The 19,759-nt window shown below is 43.3% G+C and carries 13 protein-coding genes; 4 read left to right on the forward strand and 9 right to left on the reverse strand.

Features of this window, described 5'->3' with window-relative positions; all coding sequences use genetic code 11:
* Window positions 1–27 precede the first annotated feature (27 nt).
* On the forward strand, window positions 28–483 hold the full coding sequence (locus AAG747_RS07040; protein ID WP_346820442.1) for a MarR family winged helix-turn-helix transcriptional regulator: 456 nt from the start codon (window positions 28–30) through the stop codon (window positions 481–483).
* 72 nt (window positions 484–555) lie between these two features.
* The gene (locus tag AAG747_RS07045; protein ID WP_346820443.1) at window positions 556–1,257 is read left to right on the forward strand and encodes a phytanoyl-CoA dioxygenase family protein; all 702 of its coding nucleotides are present in this window, start codon (window positions 556–558) and stop codon (window positions 1,255–1,257) included.
* Window positions 1,258–1,431: 174 nt separating this feature from the next.
* On the opposite strand, the gene AAG747_RS07050 is transcribed toward AAG747_RS07045, so the two are convergent.
* The 3 genes from AAG747_RS07050 to AAG747_RS07060 all read right to left on the reverse strand — a co-directional run bounded on the left by AAG747_RS07050 (window position 1,432) and on the right by AAG747_RS07060 (window position 4,032).
* The gene (locus AAG747_RS07050; RefSeq protein WP_346820444.1) at window positions 1,432–2,094 is read right to left on the reverse strand and encodes an HAD family hydrolase; all 663 of its coding nucleotides are present in this window, start codon (window positions 2,092–2,094) and stop codon (window positions 1,432–1,434) included.
* Window positions 2,095–2,174: 80 nt separating this feature from the next.
* On the reverse strand, window positions 2,175–3,422 hold the full coding sequence (gene fabF, locus AAG747_RS07055; protein WP_346820445.1) for a beta-ketoacyl-ACP synthase II: 1,248 nt from the start codon (window positions 3,420–3,422) through the stop codon (window positions 2,175–2,177).
* Window positions 3,423–3,471: 49 nt separating this feature from the next.
* The gene (locus tag AAG747_RS07060) at window positions 3,472–4,032 is read right to left on the reverse strand and encodes a TetR/AcrR family transcriptional regulator (protein ID WP_346820446.1); all 561 of its coding nucleotides are present in this window, start codon (window positions 4,030–4,032) and stop codon (window positions 3,472–3,474) included.
* A 139-nt stretch (window positions 4,033–4,171) separates the two neighbouring features.
* On the opposite strand from AAG747_RS07060, the gene AAG747_RS07065 reads away from it, so the two are divergent.
* Window positions 4,172–4,720, forward strand: coding sequence for a nucleotidyltransferase family protein (locus AAG747_RS07065; RefSeq protein WP_346820447.1), 549 nt, complete (start codon window positions 4,172–4,174; stop codon window positions 4,718–4,720).
* A gap of 153 nt (window positions 4,721–4,873) precedes the next feature.
* Here the strand turns inward: AAG747_RS07065 and AAG747_RS07070 are convergent, their stop codons facing one another.
* On the reverse strand, window positions 4,874–5,287 hold the full coding sequence (locus AAG747_RS07070) for a hypothetical protein (RefSeq protein ID WP_346820448.1): 414 nt from the start codon (window positions 5,285–5,287) through the stop codon (window positions 4,874–4,876).
* A 409-nt stretch (window positions 5,288–5,696) separates the two neighbouring features.
* Between AAG747_RS07070 and AAG747_RS07075 the strand changes: the two genes are divergently transcribed.
* Window positions 5,697–6,422 (forward strand): alpha/beta hydrolase, encoded by a 726-nt coding sequence (locus AAG747_RS07075; RefSeq protein WP_346820449.1) that lies wholly within the window; start codon window positions 5,697–5,699, stop codon window positions 6,420–6,422.
* A gap of 118 nt (window positions 6,423–6,540) precedes the next feature.
* Here AAG747_RS07075 and AAG747_RS07080 read toward each other — a convergent pair whose 3' ends face one another.
* From AAG747_RS07080 to AAG747_RS07100, 5 genes are all read right to left on the reverse strand, one after another.
* Window positions 6,541–7,785 carry a DUF6786 family protein gene (locus AAG747_RS07080; RefSeq protein ID WP_346820450.1) on the reverse strand — a complete coding sequence of 415 codons (1,245 nt, stop codon included), beginning with the start codon at window positions 7,783–7,785 and terminating at the stop codon, window positions 6,541–6,543.
* 200 nt (window positions 7,786–7,985) lie between these two features.
* Window positions 7,986–10,598, reverse strand: coding sequence for a GH116 family glycosyl-hydrolase (locus tag AAG747_RS07085; protein WP_346820451.1), 2,613 nt, complete (start codon window positions 10,596–10,598; stop codon window positions 7,986–7,988).
* Between the two features lie 69 nt (window positions 10,599–10,667).
* A complete protein-coding gene (locus AAG747_RS07090) occupies window positions 10,668–13,391 on the reverse strand; it encodes a GH116 family glycosyl-hydrolase (RefSeq protein WP_346820452.1) in 2,724 nt (907 codons plus the stop codon).
* A 118-nt stretch (window positions 13,392–13,509) separates the two neighbouring features.
* Window positions 13,510–17,601, reverse strand: a complete 4,092-nt coding sequence (locus tag AAG747_RS07095) for a hybrid sensor histidine kinase/response regulator transcription factor (RefSeq protein ID WP_346820453.1) — start codon at window positions 17,599–17,601, stop codon at window positions 13,510–13,512.
* A gap of 303 nt (window positions 17,602–17,904) precedes the next feature.
* Window positions 17,905–19,599, reverse strand: coding sequence for a DUF4091 domain-containing protein (locus tag AAG747_RS07100; protein ID WP_346820454.1), 1,695 nt, complete (start codon window positions 19,597–19,599; stop codon window positions 17,905–17,907).
* Window positions 19,600–19,759 lie beyond the last annotated feature (160 nt).

Genomic DNA, 19,759 nt, shown 5'->3' on the forward strand with positions numbered 1-19,759 from the left:
TTTAAACAAATATTGTTTATACGTATTATGAAGATAGAAGACGCAATCAGACAAGGAAAGGCCTTCAAAGATGCCTACCAGAAGTTGTATATTAATCTGATTTACACGTCCAATTCCCTGTCTAACCAATTTGACAAAGCCTTTAAAAAGCACGGGCTTACCAGCCAACAATTCAATATTCTCCGCATTTTGAAAGGAGCCCATCCGGAAGTAAAATGTGCCGGGGATATCAAATTGGTCATGTTGGACAAAAACCCGGATGTCACCCGTTTGGTAGACCGGTTGGTACAAAAGGGACTGGTGTTCCGGAATACTTGCCCAAATAGCCGGAGGAAAGTAGATATCGGAATTACACAAGAAGGGTTGGACTTAATAGATTCCATTGGCCCTGATTTGGAAAAAGAGTATCAAGTATTTCAAAATAACCTGACAGAGCAAGAAGCGGACTTGCTAAGTGACTTACTGGATAAGTTGAGAGGATAAACTTCCTGAAAGGATTTAAGGGAATCTACCCTTCTTTATTTAGTTTAGCGTGGATTCCCTAACGTTATTTTTATGGTCCGTCAATTCGACTCATCAGGATACAAAACGATTTCTCAGTTTTACGCTTTTTCAGAAATTCAAAATCTCCTTTCCTGTATTCAGGAGCAGACAGAAAAGCATCCGGACTTTCAAGGTACACAAACCTTATTTGCCATTCGGAGACTGTTCAAAGAATTTCCCGAACTCAAAGAGGAATTCCTACATTCCAAGCTTCGAACGTTCGTTCAGTCCATTCACCCCAATTACCGTTTGGTAAAAGCCATTTACTTTGACAAACCACCACAGGCAAACTGGATCGTTAATTGGCATCAAGATCTGACCGTTGCCGTAACTCATAAAAAAGAACAAGAAGGCTTTACGCATTGGTTGAAAAAGAAAGACCAGTATTCCGTTCATCCACCCCTCACCTTTTTGCAAGATCAACTTACCTTACGCATCCACCTGGATGATTGCACCTCCCAAAATGGGGCATTGCGGGTAATTCCTCAGACCCATCACGACTTGATCAGGCCAGAGGATTTTACAGATACATTGCTCTCTCAGGAACAAATATGTGAAGTAGAAGCAGGGGGAATCTTGATGATGAAACCCTTAATATTACACAGCTCCAGACGCACCGAAAACCAGCAAAGCCGCAGAGTGATTCACCTGGAATTTAGCACACTTGACTTACCGGAGGGAATGCAATGGGCAGAGGAAGAAGATTGGATTTAAGAGTTCAAAAAAGGTATTTCCATAAAAAAGCCCATTCGCTAAAAATAGCGACTGGGCTTAGAATTGAGTTATTTAAAGTAATGAAGTTGTACTAACTTCTCAAGGCCTATGAGCCTTCTTTCACTTAGTCAATCACCATTGACCGGGATTTACTTCCCCACATATTATTCAACATTAATTTACCAGTTCGTTTACCCGGAGAAGCAATTCGTCCATGTCTTTGGCCAAATGCTCCACTCCCCGATCCATTAACTTCTCATCGTGTCCATCTAAGATATGGCTGGCCCCTAAAAAGCCAATGACCTTCATACCTGCCGAAAGTGCAGCCGTAGCTCCACTGGGACTATCTTCAACGACCAGACATTCTTCAGGTTGTACCTTTAACTTCTCAGCCGCAAATAAATATACATCCGGAGCCGGTTTGGGGTTTTCAACCATATTGGCCACAAATAATTTTTCATCAAAGAGATGATGAATATCGGCCACTTTCAATGATCGTTGTACCCAAGGCAATGTGCTGTTAGAAACCACCGCTTTAGGCAAGCTCATTTGAGTCAATGTATTCTTGACTTGTTTGATCGGCTCCAATTCACTTTCCATCACTTGCCACATCCCTTTATCCACCTCTTCCACAAATCCTTCAGGAGCTTCTTTTCCCTTTTGCGTAAACAAATTGGTCAATATTTGGCTAGTCTGTTGACCTGTAAAAGTTTGAATGAAGTCTTTCTCTTCAAATTCAAACCCATGAGCATACAATTTTTTCAACAAAACACGGGTAGCGAGGATTTCAGAATCTACCAATACCCCGTCACAATCAAATATGAGTTGTTTTATCATGCCGCAAAAATAGCAAAAGCTTTTGGGAAAGTGGGCCGTCTCCCGGTTTTTACCCAATAAATTCACGCTTCATTCACTCATTATTCTCTGAATTTTCTAAACAATGATACCACCGAATGTCCTCCGAAACCCACAGTATTGCTTAAAGCGACTTCAACCGGTTTTTGCACTTTCTCTTTTTGAGTAAAATTAATTTGCGGATGAAATTGGGGGTCGACTTCTTCCAAATTAATTGTAGGCGGAATGATATCATTCCGCACAGCCAAAATACAGACAATAGCCTCTATAGCACCCGCTGCTCCTAACAAATGCCCTGTCATCGACTTTGTCGCACTTACATGCAATCCGTCCAAGTATTCACCGAACAAGTGTTCAATGGCCTTCCCCTCGCTTAAATCTCCTACAGGTGTGGACGTAGCATGGGCATTGATATAATCCACATCTTTGGGAGTCAACCGGGCTTCACTTATCGCCTGTTCCATCGCCAAACGCAACCCCCTCCCTTCCGGATGAGAGGCAGTCATATGATATGCATCCGAAGTAGCCCCCACTCCGGCAATTTCCGCATAAATCGTGGCACCTCGCTTCATGGCATGATCCAATTCCTCCAGCATAATCGCACCCGCTCCTTCTCCCATTACAAAACCATTCCGGGTAGTATCAAAAGGTTTGGATGCGGACTGACAGGCTTCATTTTGAGTAGAAAGAGCCCTCGATGCGTTAAAGCCACCAATAGCAGCTCTCGTAACAGATGCCTCCGAACCTCCTACCAACATGGCATCGACATTGCCCAGGCTGATTTGATGAAAGGCTTCCGAAATTGCCGTATTAGACGAAGCACAGGCACTAACGGTGGCATGGCTAATTCCTTTCAAACCATAGCGAATCGAAATAAGCCCGGAAGCCATATTGGGTATCATACGGGTAATAAAAAAAGGACTAAACCGGGGTACTTCCCCATTTTCACAAAAATCCATTACTTGTTCTTCAAAGGTCTGAATACCACCAATCCCCGTTGCCCAGATCACCCCCACCCTGTCTTTACCCCAGGTATCGTCAAACCGGGCATCGTCCATACACTCTTGTGTTGCCGCCAAGGCATATTGGGTAAATAAATCCATTTTCCGGATTTCTTTTTTTTCCAAATAATCCAACGGGTTGAAATTTTTGACCTCGCAAGCAAACTGCGTCTTAAAGTTTTGAGGGTCAAATTTGGTGATGGGTCCGCATCCGTTTGTTCCCAATTGTAGATTTTTCCAATAAGTATTTACATCGTTCCCCAATGGGTTGACCGTTCCTAATCCTGTAATGACAACTCTTTTTTTCATGGCAATTAGTTTTACTTACTAGTTAGTAAGTTTATTGAATAAATTTTTTTTAGATGTACAATTCTTCCAAAATCGTTGTATGGATCGTTTTGAAAGTATTTTTATTTGTAATCCAAGCAAGCTGTAAAGCGCCCATTAAATTGGAGAGCAGTAATAAAGCCCGGCTATGGGCGGTGCCTTTGAATTGAAATAAGCCCTTCTCTCTACCCGTCTCCAAAACTTCTGAAAGCCAACTGGCTATCAGATCGGTCATCTTGGTTAATTCCTTCTGCACGGATCCGTCCAATGTGATATAATCGGAACCTAAGGAACCGATTAAACAGATTTTATGCTCACGATTGCTTTTGACATAAATTTTGATGAAAGACTCTAACTTCTGTGATTCGTTGTGTTTGAGAATTTCCATATTACGGGTCATCTCTTCAAACCGGAGGATATTATTTTTAAGAATGCTGATGCCCAAACTGGCCTTTGTGGGAAAATAATAATGAATAGCCGCATTTTTAACCCCTAACTCTTTGGAAATATCATTATAACTAAATGCATTATATCCTTTGGTTTGGATAAAAAACTCTCCCAATTCCAATATTTTTTCCCGTGTAATTGACATATTTCTTTCTAATTTTACTTGACAAATAAACTTACTAACATGTAAGTAAACAAATTATCTATCGGAAATTTGTTGTATGCACATCAAAAACAAATTTTGTAAATTAAAACTGTACACAAAAGCATAAGGACTTAACTGTATGAAAGAAAAGTTATACACAATCATCAGAGAGGACCAATGGATGATGGATGTTTTGAAAACCGTCAAAAACCTGAAGTTAACGGACTGTTGGATAGGAGCAGGATTTGTCAGAAACAGGGTATGGGACTATCTCCATCAAAAAGAAAGGAGTGAGCTCAATGATATCGATGTCATTTACTTTAACTCAACGAATAAAACTCCGGAAAGAGATCAGCAAATAGAAGGAAAACTAATATCCGATTGGCCGGGCTTAAACTGGTCGGTGAAAAACCAAGCACGGATGCATATTAAAAACCATCACCCAGGCTATATGGACTGTGAACATGCTCTTTCGTTTTGGTCGGAAACCGCAACAGCTATCGCGGTAAGGCTCAACAATTATGGTCAATTGGAATGTATTGCACCCTATGGACTCAAGGATTTATTCAACTTAGTAGTAAGACCCACCCCATTCATTGACTTGAGAATTTACAAACAACGTATTGAGCAAAAAGCCTGGAAAGAAAAATGGCCCAAATTAAAGTTTTTCGAAAATTATGAGGCCTAATAACCAATTCGCAATTTTGAACTCTTCCCTGTTTAACTAAGTGCTTCGATTGATGGCTAAGGCACTAGATAACAAAGAGGGTTTTGGCTGCCCAAAACCCTGATCTTTGATAGTACGATTCTATTGATAAACCTTCCGGTCAGTCAACTGACATTATTTTTCATTTAACCAGTTGAGACATTGTTGATCAGTATTAAAAGTTTTGATTGTCATATTCCCAATCTGAGAAGAATTGTTTACTTTTTCTACTGTAGCAATGGCGAAAATATCATCCGCAGATTTCACGGCTAACTTCGTCACTCCGGCTCTTTCAATTTCGGGTAAAACCCCTTCTACCAGTCGTTTCTGGATATCCGAAGAAAGTACTTTCAACTCTGATTGGTCACTTAGGTGCTTCTTGATTCTTCTGGAGCGGATAGCTTGGGTCAATGCCTTGGTTCCTTCATCGAGTTGCTCAGGTTTTAAAAAACCTTTCCATCGGGCTACAATTACTTGATTTGCATCATCAATAAACAGATGAAAATGCTTTTCATTCTTTAGTGAGGTTGAGGCTACTAATTCACTCATTTGTTCTACAATTTAATTATTGAATAAAAAATAATGTTTTTCAGTTAAAAAAACGCCAATAACCACTACCTAATTTAGTGTATATATAAAAAAATTCCACATTTATGCCAAAAGAAATGCTTCTGAAAAAACGAAACCTCTCCTATACGCTCTGAATTTCCAATATGATAGCGCTTCTCAACAACACTGATTTTCCGGTTGTAAACGCTATGAAGGTGATTACGCTCCGGATGAAATTTTTAAAAAAGATCAAAATATTGATTTGAATACTCTAAATTAGAGAGAATCAACTTATCCGGATTAGCTATTTATTTCTATGAAATTGACTTTCTTTTTTCTCTTCATTTTTACCCAAAGTCTACACAGCTATGCATCAAAGGTAGACACAATATTGGTAACCAGCAAAGCAATGGACAAATCCATTAAAAATCTGGTAATCAAACCTAAAACATATTTACCACAAGGGAAGGCTTTTCCAACTTTATACCTTCTTCACGGGGCATATGGTCAATATGACAGTTGGTTAAACAAAGTACCTGAGTTACAAACTTTTGCGGACACATACGAAATGCTCATTGTTTGTCCGGATGGAGAAAAAACCAGTTGGTACTTTGATAGCCCGGTAGACAAAAAAATGAAGTATGAAACTTATATCAGTCAAGAGTTAGTCCAATGGATGGATCAACATTACAATACCATTCCCAAGCAACAAGGCAGGGCCATCACGGGATTGAGCATGGGAGGTCACGGAGCTTTTTATCTGGCATTTCGCCATCAAGATATATGGGGAGCTGCCGGGAGTATGAGCGGAGGGGTTGATATACGTCCCTTTCCCAAAGGTTGGGACTTAGCCAAACGCTTGGGGACATATGCTCAACACCCTGACAATTGGGAAACCAACACTGTGATCAATCTTTTATATTTGCTGAATGACAAGTCTTTAAAATTAATCTTTGACTGCGGCACGGATGATTTCTTCTATGAAGTCAATAAAAATTTACACAAAAAAATGGTGGAACGCAATATCCCACACGATTACATAGAGCGGCCAGGAGCTCATAATTGGGAATATTGGAGAAATGCCATAAAATACCAGCTCTTGTATTTTGATAATTTTTTTAAAAGGAAAGAATAATCTAAACACCCATCAAATTTTTTTTCATAAAACAAGATGGGTGTTTCTTATCAATGAGTCAGGGATACATCAGTAAAAGTTAAACTTATTTGACGTAACCCGACACGATTAAACAGCCTCAATACGCTCTCTTTACCCTCTGCAGGTCCACTCCCAATACCGATTGGGCTATTTTACTCAATTGCTTTTCACTTCCGCTAAAATGGTAGGTTCGGTGAATATGGGTTAAACTTGCCCCGGGCTGTAAATTAGCAGCCGGAGAGGAACTTTCCAGCTCGTAAAAAGGACCTAACTGACTACCGTCTTCCAAGGGACCATCATTGTAGGCGTTCAAGACATCTCCTTCAAAAGGTTCTTGCTGGATTTCCCATAGGGAATTGACATAAGCTTTCTTCCCTTCCGGCAAACTATACTGAATAATCGTCAACACTTTATTGCCGGCATCATAACTCCCGGCTACAGGTTTGGCCCGTTGCGGTGACAATCCGATTTTCCCTCGTAATTGTCCATCCGCTTTGAAAAGCAATACGCTGTCTTGTAAAATAAGCCGGTCTGCGGGGACTTTCCCAAAATAATCGTCAGTGACCACCCTTCCCAGTTCCTTGCCATTGCCCTGTCGGAAAGGTACAATTACCATAGTATGTGGAGAGGAGTTTAACATACTCAATATCCAAACAGACAGCATTCCGGATTGTTCGTTCCAGGTGTTCTCTCCGGTATTGGTCAGCTTGTTTTCCGACTCGAAGGCTACCATATTTACGCCTTCTGGCAGATTCATAGCTAACAGAGACCGGACGTTCCCCCGATCCAATAACCGGATTGTACGATTTACCCTTAAGTTGAAACGGGTACCCGAATAATTAGTCAACTGCATTACTTTTTCAAAGCGGACTTCCCGCTCACTATTTTCCAACAGGTGGAAAGGTTCCGTATCGATTTCCTTAGGCACTTGCCAGTTTTCAATGGTAAATGCCGAGTCGGGTTGAAAAAACAGGGAAAACTGCCCTCCTTCCGGGCCCAACCAAAAACGCTCTTCTCCTCCGATAGCATGAATATGAGGCTGCACTCTTTCCGAAGCAATTAACTCGTAGTTTAGCCATCCAAAACTGATTCCTTCCCTTCCTTCAGCGGTACTGGTAAGTACCCGCCCTTGAAATTGCGGGGAGATCAACACCCGGGCATCTTGATGTGTCAAAATGATCAAGTCCTTAAAATACTTCTCTAAAAATTGCAGGTCATACCCAAATGTCCCTTTAGGATAAATATTCGCTTTTGAAGATTCGGATTGGGATGACTGCTGATTACATCCTAAAAAGAGGAACAACATCAAGTGTGATAAAAGGATGAAAATTGTTGTTTTCATATTTATTTTATTGATTTTCAATAATAATCTAAAAGATTATTTGGCAATGTAGTCATCCTATTGGGCATTTTGAAAAACTGGCGCAGCAAGAGGATTTATCCTATCTAGGGTATAAGCCTTTTCAAAATCGATTCTTGCATTTATGTGCTAATACTATGCACGGCCAGCCTTGCCTAGCTCCCAATATAAGTCCTGCCGAATCACTTGTCAGTCCCGGAAGGAAAGCTTCCGGAGCGTTGAATTACAATAGAAAAAACATCTCCCTCTTTTAGAATTTTTTCAGGAAATTTCTTACCGGGGTTTCCTTCTAAAACCAGTTCCCGGATAAGCAACTCTCCATGCAGCACGGTTAATGTCGCCTCATTGCCTTTGACTTCACAGGTTCCCCAGGCGTAGCCATTGGACCAAAAGTATTTGCCGGGCTTGGAGGTGATCGAAAAGGATTTTTCTATTCCGGAATAATGAAATTCGGTCCAGGCCAATAAGGCAGCCCAACTGGTCATGGAACGGGCATAGTGGTGCCCGCACTCGGGTTCGCTAAAAGGGTTGCGTTTTCTGCCGTCAAAACGAGCGCGGATACTTTGGATAGATTTCAGGCCATTGTCGATTTGCCCTTCGTACAACATGCCCACGGCCGCAGTGTATTCGAACCCCGTCATAGATTCGGCAAAATACGGAAAAGGGACTTTAAGACGCCCTTTGGGCCAACTTGCCATCAGCAAGCCGGCTTCGTCACCCATCACATAGGAGCGCATATTATTAAAATGTTCGGCAAAGCTCTCCCGGTAATTGTATTTCATGATACTCTGCAAAGTGGTCTGGATATGGGCAGGGTCTCCAAGGTATCCCAGACCGCAAATATGCGCCATCATTTGCCCGACCAATTGGTCTACCAAACAACCTTTTCCCAGTTGGTAATCAGGAATTTTTACTTGCGGGTTATTTTCCCAATCTAAAAACTCAAAGGTTTTCGGGTCGGTAATTTTATGCTCATAATATTCCCCGTTAAAAAGGTGGGTATCCATCCAGGCACTGCCCTGTTTATACAATTGTTCGCATTTTTTTGCAAAAGCTTTGTCTTTCATAGAACGGGCCATAATGCTGGCAGCCTTCAAAGCCCCCAGATACCAAAAGCCCATTTGCGGATTGGGGCCAAAGTAGTTTACATCCATGGTATTATGCTGTGAGCCTTCCATTACTCCGTCCTGGTTGCCGTCCCAGCCGTTTTCCACCCAGGCATAGCTCAAGACTTTTTTTACCTGTTCCCAGTTGTTTTCCAGGAACTGCCGGTCACCTGACAATTGCCAGTCCCGGTAAAACTTCATGACCGTACCCATTTGGCCGTCCGCAGCAGCTGCATTATAGTCAGTAGCTTTGGTTAAAGGCAACATCGTCCTGAAACTCATTTTGCCATCCGGTGCAGTCGCATAGTTAAATTCCACATCCCGGATCGAACGGGAGAGTTCACCAAAGAGAAAAGCCGTAGCCTGCTCATAGTTCCACACATGGGTACAGGTTCCAAAACAAGAGCCATGCTCATCCATTACCCCTTCCCAACCCATCAGATGCCCGCTGGGAAGTCTAAAAACGGTTTGTGAGCGCAAAGTTGCCAAATTAAAAAGGCTGGCTTCTTTAATCACCTCCGGCACATCACTACGAATCAGTGCATTTACAAACCGAAGGGTCTTGGTTTCCAATTCGGCTAAACCAGGGACCGTTTGTTGCACTACATCCCAGGCATCCGTATAGTGTGTGGTATAGTAATTACTGACAATATTTTCACCATTTGCCAGGGCTGTAGCTTCCCAGGCAGTGCGGTTAGGAAAATGCCAGGAAATAAAGAAGGTGAAGCTCTCGGTACCTCCCGGAGGAAGTGTTTTTTTGACGGCCAGGGATGCCATTGGGTCCTGATCTACCAACCTGTTTTTTTCTGTCAAAAGCCCATCTTCACTGAAGTCGTCCCAGAAGTCGAGCAGGGCATTGGACCAATCGTCCGAACGGGAGCTGGTCCGGTAAGTGACTCCATCCTTGGCTTGGGTTGTCAAGGCCAGTGTTCCCCAGGCCGGATCCGTTTTGGAAACACTGTCCGAATGCATATAAATGCCTTTCAGTCCGGCTTCTTCGCGGTACCGGTTGATATTATTTTGGGCACCCACCGGAATAATATCTCCTTTCCAGTTTTTACGCACCTTGCTCCCGTCTTTTCCAATAAAATTGCGCATAGAACCACAAATGGAAACCTCCAGTGGCTCATCGGATAAATTGCTTACTTCGTAGGTAAGGATTGCAATAGGAATGCCGCTGGCGTTTGCATCGGCAGGAACCAAGGGATTAAAGCCTTTGATTTTCACTTTTACAGGCAAGTTTTCATCTGTCAAATGGACTTGCCCAAAAGGATAGGCGGCCTCAAACGAAGCCTTTGTAAACCGGGGCAGCCCGTGATGGTTTACCGCCCTTCCTTCATAATGCAGGTACTCTACCGGATCCAATGGCCCCAGCAAGGCTTTGGTTTGGGGTTTTGCTCCTTTTGTGTTAGTATAAATTGCAAAAAAAGGAGCATTATTACCTTTCGTTACCGTACTAAATCCCTTAGCCGGACGATTCATCAGCTCCCAATCCCTGAGCTCTCCACGACCACCCAAAGAGACCGTTCCGGTACCGATACCTCCCAGGGGTAGAGCAATATTGTACAAATGCGCCTGGTCATACTGCTTTAAAACAGGCCAGTTTTGTGGCTTCCATTCCGGTTGGGCAAACAGTGAAGGACAAGCAATTACTAACAAAAAAAAGAAGTTCGCAGCTATTATTTTCATTATTCAGAACATTAAATTTCAGCTAAAATCAAGAAGTTTCCCGTATGATGTTTTGATAGGTGGATATAGTCATTCATAAGAAATTTCCGCTTCCAAATGATCCCCGGCCTGTAAGGTTCCGGATTCAAAAGTCAAGGTATAATGTTGGTCGTTTATTTGCTCGAAACGTACAGGGATGTCCTGATCATTGAGCCTTAGTTTGATGGATTTTGCCGTGTTGCCTTGAGGGAGTACAACGTTCCACTCTTTCAGAAATAATTGGCCGTATTTTAGAGAAAGCATATTGGTCTGTAGTTTTGAGGTTCTCTTTTGTGAAAAGGAACCCCAACCCTGAGCACTTACGAAGGCCGAATGAAAATCCTCCGGATGTAATTTCGGGGTAAACCCAATACGGCCCTCCGGCCCATGATACGTAAAGCCACTTACGGCTACAAAAGCCCCGTAGCTGGCCATGGCACGAGTATAATGGTTGCCATATTCGATTTCGTTATAGGGATTTCTCCGGGAAGGGTGATAACGGTCGTGGATGGCTTTGATGACGGCAAAACCTTCGGGTAACTGCCCTTCGGCTATCATATGGCTGGCCGCTTGCCAGGTAAAGCCTGTCATGCACTCACTGAAATAGCCTACGACCAGCTTTTCCCATTCGCTATTGATTTTTCCCGGAGCCATTTTCTCCCCTCCTTGGGGAAAAGAACAAATCAAAGTACCTCCTTCACCCGGTAAGGCATAAAAGCGTTGCGGCTTTATGAAAGCCGAATCCAAATACGGCCCCACATCGGGCAGAAAGTTATACCGGAACAAAGCTTGTAAGGCTTGCCGGGTTTCTTTTTCCGGTAAAACCCGCCCTAATCCTGCTTGCCAGGCCCAGGCTTGCCCCAATACTTGATCGATATGACAACCTTGGTTGGTATTAGGCGCCTCCAGATGACCGGAATCTAATTGTTGTATAAAGTACTCTCCGTTAAACAGTTCTTTAGGCAGGTTACGATAACCTTTGTCTGCAATTTCTTTACATTGCTTTGCAAAGGCGATATCACCCGCTTCCTCTGCCATAGCAGCTCCGGCTAGCAATGCGGCATTGTACATAGTGCTGATCCAAGGAATTTTCCCAAACCATATCCGGTCTAATGTATTGTATTGCGCTCCCTCCAGAATACCATCCGTTGCACCTGTTTTCTCCTGGTCCTGAGCAATCAGCACCTTGACGCTATTTTTTATTTTAGGCCAATAAGTCTCCAAAAACTCTCTATCCGGGGACATGGTATGCTCCCGGTAAGCCCGTAAGATGGTACCCGTCTGTCCGTCCACCGCATGTCCTCTGCCATCGTGATGCCCTTGATGACTAAGCTCTCCCCGGTAACTGATGATTCCATTTTCCTGATAAGACAAACCAAAATCCACCTGACTGCGCAATTGCCTGGCCAGGTTGGGGAAGAGCCTTCCCAAGGCCTGCTCATAATGAAAAACATGGGTACAGGTACCGTCTCCAAGATATACCCCTTCCCAAGCATAAAAGCGCCCTTCATTGTCCGGGTCTTCCGTCAGGTCATCAAAACGGTAACAGGCGGTGGTTGCCAAGGTACTGGTATTGACAAAGGAACGGTCTAAGAACCAATAGGGTAAGGAAGAGTTATACCAGGTTTCATTCCAGTTTTTAGTATTGCGGATCAATGCCTGGTTTCCGGCTACATAATTTGCAACAGCTTGGGAGGAAGAAAATTTTTTATGGTAGTAAAAACGCAGATTATCTAAGTTTTTCAAACCAGGCAAGCCGCTTTCCGGCTTGTGCAGGTTCGGAAAATACCAGGAAAGTAGAAAGGTTACGGTCTTTTCTTCTTCGGGCTGTAAAACAAAAGCTTCGGACAGTCCTCCTATCAGTTTATTTCCGATTGCCGTTTGGCTTTCCGAACGGTTGTCCAGGGCACCGAAGAATTGTTCCGCTCCAAAATCGCCCTTGACTTCACTGCCTGCAGCACCTTTGGCATTTCCTGGTTTTAATAAGGAAAGAGTCATATTGCCATAATCCGGAAGTTCTTCCAAGGCTTTGTCTCCTTCTGCCAGGCAAACAAGCTGTAACATCTCCCCGGTAGCATGGAGCCGGTTTACATGACGGCCTTGATTTGGCTGGCCTTTGAAATATGTAGCCGTATTTTGCAACCATCCGCCTAACGTTACCTCCACAGGCTCCTTCTTGATATTTTTTATCCTATATTCCAATACAATCAGGGGCAGACCGGAGTTTTCCGAATCCGTAGGAATAAAGGGTGAAAAAGCTTCCAGATATGTGGTAACAGGAAAGGCCTCATCTTGATAGTCTACTTTTCCGATGGGGTATTCGCCCCGGAAGGAAATATCCTCAAAGCCTTTTCGGTTAAGGGCTTTGAGCTGAGTTTTTCCCTGGTACGTAGTTTTTAAGGCAAAACCTTGTTCGAACTTATGGTCTTGCCGCATAGGATTTTTATAAAATTTATCGCCCGACCCTCCCGGATCAAGGGTTTTGATATTAAAGATGTCCCAGTACCATAATTGGCCATCTCCGCCTAAATAGACTTGCCCGGCACAAATTCCGCCTATGGGCATCCCAATAAAATCAAGTTCATTCCCCGAAAAAACTTCGGGAGTACCCCTTTGAAGAAATTGTTGTACATCGGCCTCGGTCAGGCCTTTTTCGGCCAACAAAGGCGAGAACATAGAAGCATTTTGTTGCTCGGAAACCGGTCGGCATCCGCTGCACCACAAAACCATGGACAGAGCCAAGACAGCAATCTTTTGAAAATTATAAAGCCTCATTGTCGTAATTTTTTTGAGTAGGTAAGTTGGCCGGTTTTGCAGAAAAGGAGGGGCTAAAAATCTTGCAAAAGGGTAAAAAAATAGACAAAAGGCTCTTTAAGTCGGATTTTTATGCGTTTTATTCCTTTTCCCGGAAGCTTTTCGGAGATTGACCGTATTCATCACCAAAGCATTTGGAAAAATATTTAGGGCTGGAAAAACCCACCTGATAGCTGATTTCCGCAATGGTGTGATCCGTTTCTTTCAACAATTGAGCAGCTCGCTTCAAACGAATATTCCGGATGAACTCATTCGGTGAGATGTTGGCTATCGTTTTGAGTTTCCGGTAGAGCTTGGTGCTACTCATGGCCATTGCATTTGCCAACTGTTCCACAGTTAAATTCGCATCTTCCATTTGCGTCTCCACAAAATCAATCGCGCTTTTCAAAAACTTTTCTTCTTGGGGAGTGATGATCAGTTGAGAGGGCTCTACCTGAATAATTTGCTTAAATTGCTCTTTTAATACCCTGCGGCTTTCAATTAATTTTTCAACTCTGGTCATCAGGTAATCATTTGCAAAAGGCTTAGTGATATAAGCATCCGCCCCTGCTTGAATACCTTCTAACTGCTCGAAAGGGGCCGTTTTAGCCGTTAGCATAATTACCGGGAGGTGGCTGGTAGACGAAGTATCTTTTATTTTTTGACACAATTCAACGCCACTCATTACGGGCATCATCCAATCGGTAAGTACTAAATCCACCGGATGTTTTTCAAGTAGTTCCCATGCTTCGGCCCCGTTCCTGGCTTGCAAAAGCCGGTACCTTTTATGAAAAAGCAATCTCAGATAATCATTCAGATCCTGATGGTCTTCAACAAGCAATAAAGTACAAGCCGTAGTGAGTAAGGGCTCCGTATCGGTAGAATCCACTGCCGTTTGGTTTGCAGAATATTGAAGCTCTTTTTGAAAAAAGCCCCTTTCAAAAGAAAACAGCTCTGCCTGCACATCAATTTGAAAACAAGCGCCTTCCCCGGGCGTTGAATCCACCCGGACCGTCCAACCCAAAGCCTCTGTCAAGGCTTTCACCAGAGCAAGGCCTATTCCTGTTCCTTTTTGCTGAGGATTATAAGGAACTTCAGTGTAAAAGGCCTCAAATATTTGTGTTTGCTTTTGGTTTGGGATTCCCGGACCTTCGTCTTTTACACTGATAGAAAGATGCTCCAATGACTGTTTGTCCGATTCCTTATATTCAATACCCACAGCAACCGCGCTGTCTTGGGGCGCATGTTTTAAAGCATTGGAAATTAAATTATATAAAATCGTTTCCAGCTTTTCTTTATCGAGAAAAACCATACAGTTTTTCACATTGCTTGTTAAGCGAATCCTGACCCTTTGTTGTTTTGCCCATATTTCAAATTGACTTCCCAAGGTTTCAACAAAGCCGACAAGTTCCGTGGCTTCTTGTTTAACGGTTATCCGCCCTGCAGAAAGTTTTTGAAAATCCAACAATTGATCAATCAGGCGAATCATCCGTTGAGTATTCCGTTGAATCAGTTCAAGATAATCCCTCTCGTCACCTGACAGGGTGGAACGGCTCAATAAATGATCTAAAGGAGCTTTGATTAGTGATAACGGGGTTTTGAACTCATGGGAAACTTGTGTAAAAAACTGTTGTTTCAGCCGGTACAATTTTTCGGTTTTTTCTTGTTCCAGTTGGGTCCGGTAGGCAGCTTCCTTGGCTTTTCGCTGTTTTTTCCTGATCCGGTATAGTAGTCTGCTTACAAGGAAAAAGATTACGAGATAAAGAGCGTAACTCCAGTTGGTTCGCCACCAAGGAGGATTTACTTTCACTGAAAAAGACGTTTCGGCCCCCCAGCCGCTTTCTCCTACCCTGCCTGCCTTGACTTTAAACGTATATTCCCCCTCCGGAAGATAGGAATAGGTAATCCGGTGTTCCCCTAAATGAGTGATATGCCATGAAGGATCTACCCCCGCTAACTGGTAGGTGTATATGATGTTATCCGCTTGATGGTATGGAAGTGCCGTAAATGCAATGGATAACATTCTGTCTGTATAAGGAAGGGAAAACGGTTTCTTCTCAAAGCTATACATTTTTGTAAAATTCAGAGTTTGTTGCCCGGTCTTAATCTGAGAAATGTGCACAGGCAAGTCCTCTGACTTGGTAGAAATACTGCTGGGTTGAAATTCATAAAACCCGTTTCTGCTACCGAAATACATCCGGCCATCTCTTCCTTGGGAGGCCCCTTGAGTAAAGCTGTTGCTGAAACGGCCTTCACTCATCTGAAAGTTACGAAAGGTCTTAAGGGCGGGGTCGTATAGGGAAAGCCCGGAGTACGTTCCCAGCCATAACCGCCCTTTTTCGTCCAACTGGATAGATTCCACATCTTTATTTACCAGGCCGTCTTCCACGGTAAAAAGACTAAAACGATTGCCCGGACGAGTCAGGTTAATTAACCCCTGGTTGGTACCCAGCCACAAGTGTCCCTTTTGATCAAATTCCAGGTCATAAACCTTTCCCAAGGAATAGGTCTTGTTTTGAAAGGTAAACTGCTGAAACTGATCTGTCAGTGTATCTCCGGAAATATTCCAGGCCATCACTCCCCGGTTCTCCGTGCCCAGCCATAAGTTACCCAGAGAGTCTTCGGTAAAGCCCAAGACACAGATGCCAGGCAAGTACCTCCGGAAAGTACGGGTACCCGGTTGAAGTTTATTCAGGCCATTTTGTGTCCCAACCCATAATTGCCCTTGCCGGTCTTCGTGAATGGCCCAAATAGAATCGTTACTTAAGCTTTGGAGATCGTAGGAATTATGTCGGTAACTTGAAAATACAGGCTCAGGTTTATACTTTTCTTCTTTTGCCAAAAAATTCAGGCCACCACCGTTTGTACCCAGCCATAGGTTTCCTCTGCGGTCTTCATAAACCGGAAAAACCTGGTCAAAACTGATTGAATGAGGGGTAGCAGGATTGGTTTTAAAGCGCTTGTATACAGGGTTGGCTTTCGTTTTTTCTTGTTTGCTTAAAAAATGTAGCCCTCCTCCCCAGGTGCCTATCCACAAATCTCCATTTTGGGCAATTAAAGGGATGCTAACATCTCTGTGGGCCAAAGTAAAATGATCTCCTCCTTCCCGTTGGTAATACTTGAAATATTCCGTTTGCGGAGAAACTTTAACAAGTCCTTTATGATAAGTCCCTACCCATATTCCATCATCACGATCAAAGTACATACAGGTAAGTAGATTATCCGGAAAAGTGGTAAAAAAATCCTTACTATTCTGATAAGTGCTATTGTCCGGATTTGCTTCGTTGAGGAAAACCGCTTCTCCCTTTTCTGTAACGGTCAGCAACTTATTTAAACCCTGATCCGCAGTGGCCACCCATATGCTGCCTTGTCGGTCTATTCGAATGCCAACCACCTGGTTACTGCTAAGGCTGGAAGGTACTTTTTGATCCGATTGAAAATGAGCAAGTCGTCTGCCTAGTGAATCCAACAAAAAGACTCCGTCAGCACTTGTGCCTAACCATATACGACCGGCTGCATCTTCTACCATTGCCGTGATTTGCCTATTGAGCAATACAGCTTTTTCCTGTACTTCATAGACGGGCTCTGTCCAGTCCGTTTCTGGGAGGGCATAAACTTTTCCTTCCCAATCTGCCAGCCATAGCTGCCCTGTCTTACTTCGGGTTACTTGCCGGATACCTGTCTGTATAAGATCTTTGTTTTCCGTCCGTAAGGTAATTTGATGAAATACAGGGGTATTTTGTTTTTCTCCAGGTAAAATCAACATACCCAATCCATTTTCCGAAGCGACCCAGTAGGTTTTCTCCTGACAATATGCTATTGCATAAATAAATGCCCCCGTGTGTAGTTTGTTGGAAATGCGGCTTGTTTTGCCCGAACGTTGATCCAACAAATAAAGTCCTTCTCCCCAAGTCCCTATACAGATTGTAAAGCGATCTCCCTCCAACTGATGTACAGGTATAAGGTGCTGTTCCAAAGGAAAAGAAGTAAAATTATAACCATCGTAGCGGTTCAGGCCTTTATCGGTACCCAGCCAGAGATAGCCGTCAGGCCCCTGCCAGATACAATGTATTTTATTGCCATGCAAGCCATGTTTACCTGAGAGAAGCTCCACTTCCAAAGAAACCGGTTGGGCCATCAACCTGCCCCAGCAAATTGAACAAAAGAGTATGGCTGCTCTGATTATTGTCATCTTTTATGGGAATTTGTAAAGTAGGTTTCTCCCTCTTGGTTACATTCGCAATTAACAATGAGAGGCTGTCCAAAAAGCCAAAAGAGCATAAAATATCACGAAGATCTCAAAATAAAAATAATTATAACTAATTATTTTACAGTAAGTTATGTATGAATAAATCTTGCTGCCATTGTGTCTTTGTGCTTATATACTGATTTTTCGGACAACCTCCATTCCAAAAAAGTAAATACAAAAACGAACAATAAATAAAGGTAGAGTAGGATTAGATATTCTTTCAGAAATACAGTTCCTCTATACCCGCTACTCACTCAGTCGCTCTAAAATCTTTCTGCGTTTTTCTCTGAACCCGGGAATACTGGTATCGTAGTGGTCGAAGCGGTAGACTACCTGCCGGGCCAGTTCACGAGCCTCTTCCGGATATTTTTCTTCAAACATTTTCAACAATTCATGATCCACAATGCCATCGCGCATGGCTTCCAGGCGGATGGAAGAATACACCGCTCCCTGGTTGGGGTATACAATCCAGGCATCTCCGCCTGGCAGGGTATTACCCGACTCGATAATGATGCCCGAAGTTTCTCCGTAAGGGTCTTGGTTTTCATCCCAAAAATTCAACCCCCAATGTAAGTAACCGGGAATATCATACTTGAAATTGATCCAGTGCAAAATCCGGGTTTTGATCAAGGGTAACTCGATAAAGCGGTTGGCATAATTGCCTTGAGGAGCCAGGCAGGTGTAATACCATATTTCGTCTCCGGCCTCGGCCCGCTCTTGGTAAAAATCATAACTCTGGTGCATAAAGTTAAGCTGAGGCACCCATACATCCACTGTATTTTCCAGGTTATGCGTATGGCAAGCTTCAATAATTTTGATATCGGGCACCTGTTTTTTGACAAACTTGGCAATCTGTACATAGGAGTTGAAATTGGATTCGATAGGCTCATCGGCTATATGTTGCAAATAGCTGTCGTACCAACCTTTGTTTTTCAGGTTATCCACCAAGGCAGGCATAAATTGTTGATAAAATTCCCGGGCCTCCGCTTCGTGAAAGGGGGTATTCACCAACTCCCATTCCCCGTCTTTCTTTTGAGGAACAAACACACCAAAATCACTGGACCAATTGCCCAGACGACTACCGATATGCCCTCCCTCGATCCGGCCTACCACTCCTTCTTCGATAAAGAGTTCAACCATCTTGTTGAAGTTCGTGAAGTCAAATTGCCACTGCTTCTCCTCTCTGTTGTAGCCGGTTAAGTCCAAGGGGCGAATAAGGGCCACATTCTGCCGATAATCGGCCATCTTCCTGGCCAGTTGCTTTACCAAGGCCCAATATGTATCGCTGTACTTCTCCACTTCTTTGCCCTCGTTCATCCACTTTAATTTCTCCAGTGAGTACCAATTGGTGACCCACAAGCGTGTTTTATCGATTACAGGGTTGAATACTTCGATTTCCAATGGCTTTTCCAGGGTAAACTCCTGTCCGGCAACCTTTCCTTTCAATTGAGCGGTACTATGGTACACACCAGTGGCTGTTTCTTTCGGAATATTTACCGAGACCCATATCGGTTGGGTTTTGTTGGCAGGCAGTGTAATCGTATCTTTTTCCACAATCGGATCGGGATAGTAACCGGATAGAGGCTGCAAACGGTCTTTGGCCGGGTCCGGAGCAGGCCTTCCTACCCGTACGAATTCGACAAAGCCTGTCTTCATTTCCGAAAGCGTATATTCCCCATTTTGAAAAGGAGTCAACACAAGCTGTAACTCCTCCACCGGGAAGGGTGAGCGAACCACCAATTGAAAGGAGGCGTGTTCCCCCCGAGCCACATCCGCATGGGCTTTTTGTTTCTGAAAATACGCAGTTTCGGGAAACACTTTTTCCAAAGGGTCCACATATTCAAACACCAGGCTTTGCTCAATCCGGGCTTGATCGGAGTATTTTTGACAAGCTTGCAAGGCCGTCAACACAAACAGTAAAGAGCATAGAAGTTTTCTCATAGGTTATTAATTTGAGAGATATTATGAATAATAAAAGGGGATGTACCATCTGTTAAAGTTATTGAAATTTAGCTATTTGATCTTGTAATAGCTCCTGAAGATATTGAAGTGAATTAAACTTTTTCTTTTTCCTGAAAAATGTTTCAAAAACGCCTCCTCT

The organism is Rapidithrix thailandica, from assembly GCF_039710355.1.
In the GTDB taxonomy this organism is placed as follows: Bacteria; Bacteroidota; Bacteroidia; order Cytophagales; family Flammeovirgaceae; genus Rapidithrix; species Rapidithrix thailandica.

Coding starts and splice junctions, on each gene's coding strand:
- AAG747_RS07080 (WP_346820450.1), bottom strand. CDS start 7,785: ATGAAAACAACAATTTTCATCCTTTTATCACACTTGATGTTGTTCCTC.
- AAG747_RS07050 (WP_346820444.1), bottom strand. CDS start 2,094: ATGATAAAACAACTCATATTTGATTGTGACGGGGTATTGGTAGATTCT.
- AAG747_RS07100 (WP_346820454.1), bottom strand. CDS start 19,599: ATGAGAAAACTTCTATGCTCTTTACTGTTTGTGTTGACGGCCTTGCAA.
- AAG747_RS07075 (WP_346820449.1), top strand. CDS start 5,697: ATGGACAAATCCATTAAAAATCTGGTAATCAAACCTAAAACATATTTA.
- AAG747_RS07095 (WP_346820453.1), bottom strand. CDS start 17,601: ATGACAATAATCAGAGCAGCCATACTCTTTTGTTCAATTTGCTGGGGC.
- AAG747_RS07065 (WP_346820447.1), top strand. CDS start 4,172: ATGAAAGAAAAGTTATACACAATCATCAGAGAGGACCAATGGATGATG.
- AAG747_RS07070 (WP_346820448.1), bottom strand. CDS start 5,287: ATGAGTGAATTAGTAGCCTCAACCTCACTAAAGAATGAAAAGCATTTT.
- fabF (WP_346820445.1), bottom strand. CDS start 3,422: ATGAAAAAAAGAGTTGTCATTACAGGATTAGGAACGGTCAACCCATTG.
- AAG747_RS07085 (WP_346820451.1), bottom strand. CDS start 10,598: ATGAAAATAATAGCTGCGAACTTCTTTTTTTTGTTAGTAATTGCTTGT.
- AAG747_RS07040 (WP_346820442.1), top strand. CDS start 28: ATGAAGATAGAAGACGCAATCAGACAAGGAAAGGCCTTCAAAGATGCC.
- AAG747_RS07090 (WP_346820452.1), bottom strand. CDS start 13,391: ATGAGGCTTTATAATTTTCAAAAGATTGCTGTCTTGGCTCTGTCCATG.
- AAG747_RS07045 (WP_346820443.1), top strand. CDS start 556: ATGGTCCGTCAATTCGACTCATCAGGATACAAAACGATTTCTCAGTTT.
- AAG747_RS07060 (WP_346820446.1), bottom strand. CDS start 4,032: ATGTCAATTACACGGGAAAAAATATTGGAATTGGGAGAGTTTTTTATC.